Source organism: Roseicyclus sp., from assembly GCF_052168335.1.
Taxonomy (GTDB): domain Bacteria; phylum Pseudomonadota; class Alphaproteobacteria; order Rhodobacterales; family Rhodobacteraceae; genus Roseibacterium.
Window position 1 is genome coordinate 1 of record NZ_JBQLZP010000422.1, and the last position, 7718, is coordinate 7718.

General features: G+C 70.6%; 6 protein-coding genes and 1 pseudogene. 3 read left to right on the plus strand and 4 right to left on the minus strand.

The annotated features are described in order from the left end of the window. The 3 genes and pseudogenes from ACTS11_RS12890 to crtA form a co-directional block, all read right to left on the minus strand. Positions 1-803, minus strand: a pseudogene (locus tag ACTS11_RS12890) (magnesium chelatase subunit D); the annotation flags it as partial. Continuing rightward, a complete protein-coding gene (bchI, locus tag ACTS11_RS12895) occupies positions 800-1819 on the minus strand; it encodes a magnesium chelatase ATPase subunit I (protein ID WP_442640713.1) in 1020 nt (339 codons plus the stop codon). The pseudogene ACTS11_RS12890 and the gene bchI, both read right to left, overlap by 4 nt. Continuing rightward, the gene (gene crtA / locus ACTS11_RS12900; protein WP_442640714.1) at positions 1816-2571 is read right to left on the minus strand and encodes a spheroidene monooxygenase; all 756 of its coding nucleotides are present in this window, start codon (positions 2569-2571) and stop codon (positions 1816-1818) included. The genes bchI and crtA overlap by 4 nt, the downstream gene beginning before the upstream one ends. Positions 2572-2691: 120 nt before the next feature. Between crtA and ACTS11_RS12905 the strand changes: the two genes are divergently transcribed. The 3 genes from ACTS11_RS12905 to tspO are packed head-to-tail and all read left to right on the plus strand — an operon-like array spanning position 2692 to position 5755. Then, the gene (locus ACTS11_RS12905; RefSeq protein ID WP_442640715.1) at positions 2692-4242 is read left to right on the plus strand and encodes a phytoene desaturase; all 1551 of its coding nucleotides are present in this window, start codon (positions 2692-2694) and stop codon (positions 4240-4242) included. Further along, positions 4239-5264: a 15-cis-phytoene synthase gene (gene crtB, locus ACTS11_RS12910; protein ID WP_442640716.1), complete on the plus strand. Its 1026-nt coding sequence runs from the start codon at positions 4239-4241 to the stop codon at positions 5262-5264. Before ACTS11_RS12905 ends, crtB begins: the two co-directional genes overlap by 4 nt. A gap of 17 nt (positions 5265-5281) precedes the next feature. Continuing rightward, positions 5282-5755: a tryptophan-rich sensory protein TspO gene (gene tspO, locus ACTS11_RS12915; RefSeq protein WP_442640717.1), complete on the plus strand. Its 474-nt coding sequence runs from the start codon at positions 5282-5284 to the stop codon at positions 5753-5755. A 60-nt stretch (positions 5756-5815) separates the two neighbouring features. Here tspO and infB read toward each other — a convergent pair. After that, a partial coding sequence (gene infB, locus ACTS11_RS12920) for a translation initiation factor IF-2 (RefSeq protein ID WP_442640718.1) occupies positions 5816-7718 on the minus strand: 1903 nt, incomplete at its 5' end.

Below are 7718 nucleotides of genomic sequence, written 5' to 3' on the forward strand. Positions count from 1 at the left end.
TCCGAGGTCTCGGGCGGGTCGGTCGGGGCCTGGTCCTCGGGCGGCTCGGGCTCCGGCGGCGGTTGCGTCTCCTCCTCGGGGATGCGCGTCGCGCGCGGGGCGAGGACCAGCTCCACCGCTGTCAGGAGGTCGGGCTCCTCCACAATGGTCTCGCCCGACAGCGCGGCGCTCGCGCGGGCCACGGCCAGCGCCTGCAACGGCGCGCGCAGCGAGACGATGCCGAGGCGCGCGGCGACCTGCGCGAGGTCGGCGATCGTCGCTTCCGTCACCTCGACCCGCGGCAGGAGGCGCCGCGCCTCGACCACCGCGTCCATGTCGAGCGACAGCTCCGCGGCGTCCGCGAGCCGCAGCTCCGCAAGGTCGAGATGCAGCGCCAGCCGGTCGGCAAGGGCCTCGGGTATCCGTTCCTCCGGGCCGGCGCCTTCGTCCAGCGCGACGAGTGCGAGACCCTTCCTTGCATCGAGCGCATGGGCGAGCCGTGCGGCGAGGCCCGCGCGCGCCCGCTCGGCCATGGGCAGAACCAGGACGCCCGGCGCGTCCATCAGGCCCGCGCTGCGCATGACGGTTCCGGCACCAAGCGTGGCGGCGAGATCGATGCCGCCGAAAAGCGCGTCGTCCCCGATGTCGGGATGCAGGCGCGAGACGCGCCGCCCGCGCGTGGCGAGGTCCAGCCCGGCGAGGAACCGGTCGCGCACCGGCCCCACGCGGGCGCGGAGCCAGATGCCCCCGAGCGCCGCGGGATCGAGCGCGAAGCAGGCGAGGGCGAGGTTCGCCCTCTGCCAGCGTTCCTCGCCATCGGTCACGCCAGGACCTCCTCCACCGTGCGGTTCACCCGTGTCGTGCTGCCCGCCTCGTCCAGCGGGTCGCGGCGGAGCCTGTGGCGGAGCGACGAGGGCGCGACGCGCCGGAGGTGCCCGCGCGTCACGGAGGGTTCGCCCTCGAAGGCCGCCAGCGCGCGGGCGGCGCGCAGCAGGGTCAGCTCGCCGCGCAGCCCGTCCGAGCCGAGCGCGACGCACAGCTCGGCGCAGTCGCGCAGGATCGCGTCGTCGGCATCCACCCGGGGCAGGGCGGCGCGCGCGTCGAGGATGCGCTGGCGCAGCTCCATGTCGCGGGGCAACCACTGGGCCTGGAACGCGTCGCGGTCGCGGTCGAAGGCGTCGCGGCGGCGGATGACCTCGATCCGCACCTCGATGTCGCGCGGGCTCTCGACTTCCACCGACAGGCCGAACCGGTCGAGAAGCTGAGGCCGAAGCTCGCCCTCCTCGGGGTTGCCGGAGCCGACGAGGACGAAGCGCGCGGGATGGCGGATCGACAGGCCCTCGCGCTCGACCACGTTCTGGCCGGACTGCGCCACGTCGAGGAGGAGATCGACGAGGTGATCCTCGAGCAGGTTGACCTCGTCGATGTAGAGATAGCCACGGTTGGCGCGCGCCAGCAGCCCGGGCTCGAAGGCCTTTTCGCCGTGGGCCAGCGCCTTCTCGATGTCGAGGGCGCCCACCACGCGGTCCTCGGTCGCGCCGAGCGGCAGGTCGATCACCGGCGTCGGCTTCTCCACGATCGCATGGTCGTGGACCTGCGCCCAGTCCGGCACGTCGCGCTCGGCGGCCGAGTTCACCGGGCAGCCCGCCACCGCGCGGATCGGCGGCAACAGCGCGGCAAGCCCCCGCACGGCGGTCGATTTGCCCGTGCCGCGATCGCCGAACACCAGGACGCCCCCGATGCCCGGGTCGATCGCCGTGAGGATCATGGCGAGCTTCATGTCGTCCTGGCCGACGATGGCGGAAAACGGGAAGGCCCCGCTGGCGGAAAGGTCGGTCATTCGGCGGCTACCTCGATGGGGTCCTGCGTTCGTGTCTCGGGGCGGTGCGTCAGGTCTGGGGTGGCGCCCTCCCAGGTGCCTTCCACGGCGTCGATGCGGAAGCGGGCGTAAAGCTCCTCGCGGAACCAGCCGCCCTCGCGGACGGCGCGGATGGCGCTGGCATGGGGTCCGTCACGGCGGGCGAACTCCGCCATGGTGCGGGCGTCGGGCCAGACCGAGAAGGTCACCTGCTGGACCCAGGGGATCTCGCCGATGCCGATCTTGAACATCACGTTCGGGTCCTGCCCGATGGCGCGCGAGACGCCGGGCTCCTGCTTCCAGAACCGGAGCGCGACCGAGGGCTTCACGGTCGCCCGCGTCAGCGCGGCGATCGGTCCGTCGAGCGCGATGTCCTGCGCCTCGAACGGCTCCAGCCCCGCCCATTTCCCCCGCGCGCTGGCAGGGGTGAGGAAGATGGTCAGCGCCTCCTCCGCATGGTCGCGGTAGCGGCGGAACACCGGCGTGCCGAACATCGCGCGGCGGGCCGCGTCATGGTCGGGCCAGGTCCCGAGGATCGCGTAGACGGAGGTGTTGGGAACGGGCGTGAACCCCTCCCCGGTGCCCGAACCGCAGAGCTTGAAGGTGTGCAGGTCGGGAATCGCCTTCAGCGCGAATCGGGCGAGGCCCATCTGCGAGAAGGCCCAGAGGCGCGCGGAAACGGAGCCGAAGCGGAACAGGCTCAAGGTGACGGATTGCATGGCCGGTCTCTCCATGTGTCAACTTATCCTTACATACTTCTTCCAGCGGGGAAAGAGACACATTGTCCGTTTTTCTTGGCAAGACGTATCTCTATACCATATTGTCAACATGACTGGACAGTGACTGGACATGGAATGACCGACCGCAACCTCTCGTCCGGGCCGTCCCGGGCCATCGTCATCGGCGCGGGCCTCGGTGGCCTGTCGGCCGCCATGCGGCTCGGCGCCAAGGGCTACGAGGTGACGCTTCTCGACCGGCTGGACCGGGCCGGAGGGCGCGGCTCCTCGCTCACGCGGAACGGGCATCGCTTCGACCTCGGGCCGACGATCGTGACGGTGCCGCAGGTCTTCCGCCAGCTCTGGGCCGAATGCGGGCGCGACTTCGACGCGGAGGTCGATCTCAGGCCCGTCGATCCCTACTACGAGATCCGCTGGCGCGACGGCTCGACCTTCACCGTCCGGCAGGACGAGGACGCCATGGTGGAGGAGGTGCGCCGCCTCTCGCCCGGTGACGTGCCGGGCTACCGCAAGTTCCTCGAGGACAGCGAGGCGCGGTATCTCTTCGGCTTCGAGGGGCTTGGGCGGCGGCCGATGAACAAGCTCGGCGACCTGCTGCGCGAGCTTCCCGGTTTCGTCCGTCTGCGCGCCGACCGCTCGGTCTGGGGCCACGCCAAGGCCCGCGTCCGCGATCCCCGCCTGCGCATGGCGCTGAGTTTCCATCCGCTCTTCATCGGGGGCGATCCGACGCACGTGACGTCGATGTATATCCTGGTCAGCCACCTCGAGAAGGAATTCGGCGTCCACTATGCGATGGGCGGCGTGCAGGCGATGGCCGACGCCATGGTCCGCGTCATCGGCGAGCAGGGCGGCACCGTCCGGCAGGGCGCCGAGGTGGACGAGATCCTGACCTCTTCCGGCCGGGCGACCGGCGTGCGGCTGACCGACGGCGAGACGCTGCGGGCCGACATCGTCGTGTCGAACGCCGATCCGGGGCACACCTACGCGCACCTCCTGCGCAACACCGTCCGCAAGCGGTGGACCGACCGGCGGCTCGACCGCGCGCGCTGGTCCATGGGCCTCTTCGTCTGGTACTTCGGCACGCGCGGCACCAAGGGCATGTGGAAGGACGTGGGCCACCACACGATCCTGAACGGCCCGCGCTACACCGGCCTCCTGCGCGACATCTTCATGCGGCGGCACCTGGCGCAGGACATGTCGGTCTACCTCCACCGCCCCTCCGTCACCGACCCGACCGTGGCGCCCGAGGGGGACGACACGTTCTACGCCCTCTCGCCCGTCCCGAACCTGCACGGCGAGAAGTCCGTCGACTGGGCGGAGATGGGCGAGACGTACCGCCAGAACCTCGCCCGCGTGCTGGACGAGCACCTGATCCCCGGCTTCGCCGACTGCCTCTCGGCCAGCGAGCACTTCACGCCCGAGACGTTCCGGACCCGTTACCTGAGCCCGCACGGCGCGGGCTTCAGCCTCGAGCCGCGCATCTTCCAGAGCGCGTGGTTCCGCCCGCACAACATCTCGGAGGAGGTCGAGAACCTCTTCCTCGTCGGCGCGGGCACGCATCCGGGCGCGGGCATCCCCTCGGTCGTGACCTCGTCCGAGGTGCTCACGCAACTCGTCCCCGACGCGCCGCGACCGCTGGTCCGCGAGGTGAGGCTCGCCGCCGAATGATCGACCCGAGCGACCTCGACCATTGCCGCGACGCGATCCGCGAAGGATCCTACTCCTTCCACGCGGCCTCGCGGCTCCTGCCCGCAAGCGTCCGCGATCCGGCGCTCGCGCTCTATGCCTTCTGCCGTGTGGCGGACGACGAGGTGGATTTCGGGACGAACAAGCCCGCGGCCGTCCTCGCGCTGCGCGACAGGCTCGACCTCGCCTATGCGGGCCGTCCCCGGAACGCGCCCGCCGACCGCGCCATGGCCGCGCTGATCGAGGTCTACGACATGCCGCGCGAGCTGCCCGAGGCGCTGCTCGAGGGGCTGGCCTGGGACGGGATGGAGCGGCGCTATGCCAGCCTGTCGGACGTGCGCGCCTACTCCGCGCGGGTCGCGGCGGCCGTGGGCGCGATGATGTGCGTCCTGATGCGCGTGCGCGAGGCGCAGACGCTGGCGCGGGCCTGCGACCTCGGGGTGGCGATGCAACTCACCAACATCGCCCGCGACGTGGGCGAGGACGCGCGCGCCGGACGCTTCTACCTGCCGACGGACTGGATGGAGGAGGCCGGCCTCGACATCGAGAGCTTCCTCGCCGATCCGCGCCCGACGCCCGAGATCCGCCGCATGGTCAAGCGCCTCCTGGCCGAGGCCGAGCGGCTCTATCACCGCTCCGAGCCCGGCATCGCCCGGCTGCCCATCGCGGCGCGCCCCGGCATCTTCGCGGCGCGCTACTGCTACGACGCCATCGGCGGCAGGATCCGCCGCGCGGGCCATGACAGCATCACGCAGCGCGCCTTCACGACGCGGCGGCACAAGCTGGGGCTGCTCGGCTGGTCGATCCTGCGGGCCGGCGCCGTCACGGTGTTCCCGCAGAGCGCGGTGATCTACGCCCGGCCGCTCGACGAGGTGGCCTTCCTGGTCGAGGCCGCGGCGCATCCCGACCGGGCCAAGACCGGCTGGGGCGAGAGTGTCCTTTCGGTCCTCTCGCAGCTCGAGGCGCGCGACCGGGACCGCGGGAACTTGGCGGGCGCGGCCTGACGCCCTATTTCCCTCTCATGGAATGGGGTTTGTTCGCGATCTTCCTGCTCGCTTGTGCCGCGGCGGCGACGACAGGCTCGATGTTCATGCCGGGCGCGTGGTATCGCGGCCTGTCCAAGCCGACATGGACGCCGAAGGACTGGATGTTCCCCGTGGTGTGGAGCATCCTCTACGTGTCCTCCGCCTATGCCGCCTCGCGCGTCGCGCCGCTGGAAGGCAGCGCCTACGCCATGGCCTTCTGGGCCATGCAGATCGCCTTCAACACGCTCTGGACGCCGGTTTTCTTCGGGCTGCACCGGATCAAGGCGGCGTTCTTCGTCATGCTCGGCCTCTGGCTCTCGGTCGCGGGAACGATGGTGACGTTCTTCCAGCTCGACTGGATCGCGGGCGCGCTCTTCGTGCCGTATCTCGCCTGGGTCACCGTCGCGGGCGCGCTGAACGCCAGCGTCTGGGCGCGGAACCCGAACGAGCCGGCGGTGGCGGCGGAATAGGTCTCGAAACGAAAAAGGGCGCCGCGAGGGGCGCCCTTCCTGTCTTGCCGGGGCCGAAGGTCACGCCAGCTGGCGCTCGACCTCCTCGCGCTCGAAGATCTCGATGACGTCGCCCTTGCGGATGTCGTCGTAGTTCTCGAAGGCCATGCCGCATTCCTGGCCCGACTGCACTTCCTTGACCTCGTCCTTGAAGCGCTTGAGCGTCTTGAGCGTGCCTTCGTGGACCACCACGTCATCGCGCAGCAGGCGGACGCCGGCCGAGCGGCGGGCGACGCCCTCGGTCACGAGGCAGCCCGCCACGTTGCCGACACCGGAGACGCGGAAGACCTCCTTGATCTGCGCGTAGCCGATGAAGTTCTCGCGCACCTCGGCGGACAGCAGGCCCGAGGCCGCGGCCTTCACGTCGTCCACGAGGTCGTAGATCACGCTGTAGTAGCGGATCTCGACGCCCTTCTGGTTGGCGGCGCTGCGCGCGGGCGCGTTGGCGCGGACGTTGAAGCCGATGACGGGCGCGCCGGAGGCTTCGGCGAGGCCGATATCGCTCTCGGTGATGGCGCCGACGCCGTAGTGGAGGACGCGCACGCGCACCTCCTCGTTGCCGATCTTCTCCATCGCCTGCACGATCGCCTCGGCCGAGCCCTGCACGTCGGCCTTCACCACGATGGGCAGTTCCTTGACGTTCTCGTCGGCCTTGGCCTTGGCGAGGAGCTGGTCGAGCGTGGTCGCGGCACCGGCGGCGGCGCGCTTGTCCTTGGCGGCCTGCTGGCGGTACTCGGCGATCTCACGCGCCTGCGCCTCGGTCGCGACGACGTTGAGGACATCACCCGCCTCGGGCGTGCCGTTGAGGCCCAGAACCTCGACGGGAACCGAGGGACCGGCCTCCTGCACGCGCTCGCCCTTGTCGTTCATCAGCGCGCGGACCTTGCCCCACTGCTCGCCCACGACGAAGATGTCGCCCTGGCGGAGCGTGCCCTTCTGCACGAGGACGGTCGCGACGGGGCCGCGGCCCACGTCGAGCTGCGCCTCGATCACGGCGCCTTCGGCGGGACGGTTCGGGTTGGCCTTCAGCTCGAGGATCTCGGCCTGGAGCGCGATGGCCTCGAGCAGTTCGGGCAGGCCCTTGCCGGTCACGGCCGAGACCTCGACGTCCTGCACGTCGCCCGACATCTTCTCGACCACGACCTCGTGCTGGAGCAGGTCGGTGCGCACCTTGTCGGGGTTGGCCGAGGGCTTGTCGATCTTGTTGATCGCCACGATCATCGGGACGCGGGCGGCCTTGGCGTGGTTGATGGCCTCGACCGTCTGCGGCATGACCGCGTCGTCCGCGGCCACGACCAGCACGACGATGTCCGTCACCTGCGCGCCGCGGGCGCGCATCGAGGTGAAGGCCGCGTGGCCCGGCGTGTCGAGGAAGCTCAGGACCGCGCCCGAGTCCGTCGTCACCTGGTAGGCTCCGATGTGCTGGGTGATGCCGCCCGCCTCGCCCGCGACCACGTTGGCCTGGCGGATACGGTCGAGCAGCGACGTCTTGCCGTGGTCGACGTGGCCCATGATCGTGATGACCGGCGGACGCGGGAGGAGGTCCTCCTCCTTGTCCTCGGTGCTGACGATCACGTCCTCGACGTCGGCGGCCGAAACCCGCTGCACGCGGTGGCCGAATTCCTCGATGATCAGCTCCGCCGTGTCGGCGTCGATCGTCTGGTTCTGCGTGACCATCATGCCGTTCTGCATGAGCGCCTTGACCACGTCGGCGACGCGCTCGGCCATGCGGTTGGCAAGCTCGGAGACCACGATCGTCTCGGGCAACTGCACGTCGCGCACGATCTTCTCGCGGTCCTGATGGCCCATCGCCTTCTGGCGCGCGCGCTCCTGCTTGCGCTTCATCGCGGCGAGGCTGCGCTGCCGGCCGCCTTCGCCGCCGGTGAGCGCCTGGTTCACGGTCAGCTTGCCCGAGCGGCGCTCG

Bases quoted from the DNA above. Each gene is read 5' to 3' on its own strand.
- ACTS11_RS12905 (WP_442640715.1), top strand. From the start codon at position 2,692: ATGACCGACCGCAACCTCTCGTCCGGGCCGTCCCGGGCCATCGTCATC.
- tspO (WP_442640717.1), top strand. From the start codon at position 5,282: ATGGAATGGGGTTTGTTCGCGATCTTCCTGCTCGCTTGTGCCGCGGCG.
- crtA (WP_442640714.1), bottom strand. From the start codon at position 2,571: ATGGAGAGACCGGCCATGCAATCCGTCACCTTGAGCCTGTTCCGCTTC.
- bchI (WP_442640713.1), bottom strand. From the start codon at position 1,819: ATGACCGACCTTTCCGCCAGCGGGGCCTTCCCGTTTTCCGCCATCGTC.
- crtB (WP_442640716.1), top strand. From the start codon at position 4,239: ATGATCGACCCGAGCGACCTCGACCATTGCCGCGACGCGATCCGCGAA.